Below are 794 nucleotides of genomic sequence, written 5' to 3'. Positions count from 1 at the left end.
TCAGGATCAACCGGACTTCCGAAGGGAGCGAGCGTATACCGCCGGGGTTTTGCCAACCTGATGCAGTGGTACATCGGAGAATTCGGCATGACCGAAGCCGACCGTGTGCTGCTGATCACCTCGCCAAGCTTTGATTTGACGCAGAAGAATATCTTCGCGCCATTGGTGACAGGCGGTCAACTGGTGCTGCTGCCGACAGGCCCTTACGATCCGCGGGAAGTGGCGAAGCTGATTGAACAGCATGGCATTACGCTGCTCAATGGAACGCCGAGCGCCTTCTATCCCTTAGTGGATGAGACGGAACCGCATGGCTACGGCCAACTGGGAACGCTGCGGCATGTCTTCCTCGGGGGGGAGCCGATCGCGCCGGACCGTCTGTCGCCGTGGACAACAGCCGAGGCTTGTCGTGCAGAAGTGGTCAATACCTATGGTCCGACAGAGTGTACGGATGTTACGGTCTACCACCGGATGCCGGATATGCGCTCTCTGGAAGGGAATCCGGTGCCGATTGGACGTCCGACGCCGAACACCCGGCTGTATATCTTGAATGAAGAGCTGGGATTAGTGCCGGTAGGCGCACCGGGGGAGTTGTGTATCGCGGGGACACAAGTAGGCGGCGGGTACGTGGGCGATGCGGAGCGGACAGCGGAGAAGTTCGTCGCGAACCCTTACGGGGAGGCCGGATCGGAAGTGCTGTACCGTACCGGAGACTTGGCGAAATATATGCCGGACGGGACAATCGTGTACCTGGGGCGGATGGATCACCAGGTGAAAATCCGGGGCTACCGGATCGA

General features: G+C 59.6%; 1 protein-coding gene. It reads left to right on the top strand.

The window, feature by feature from the left end; genetic code table 11:
* Positions 1-794, top strand: a 794-nt coding sequence (locus JFN88_RS16265; protein ID WP_199020320.1) for an AMP-binding protein, incomplete at both ends; no start/stop codon positions are given.

The sequence above is a fragment of the Paenibacillus roseus genome (assembly GCF_016424485.1).
GTDB classification, from domain to species: Bacteria; Bacillota; Bacilli; order Paenibacillales; family Paenibacillaceae; genus Paenibacillus_D; species Paenibacillus_D roseus.
The sequence above is the reverse complement of the archived record's forward strand: the minus strand, read 5'-3'. Positions and strand labels throughout refer to the sequence as shown.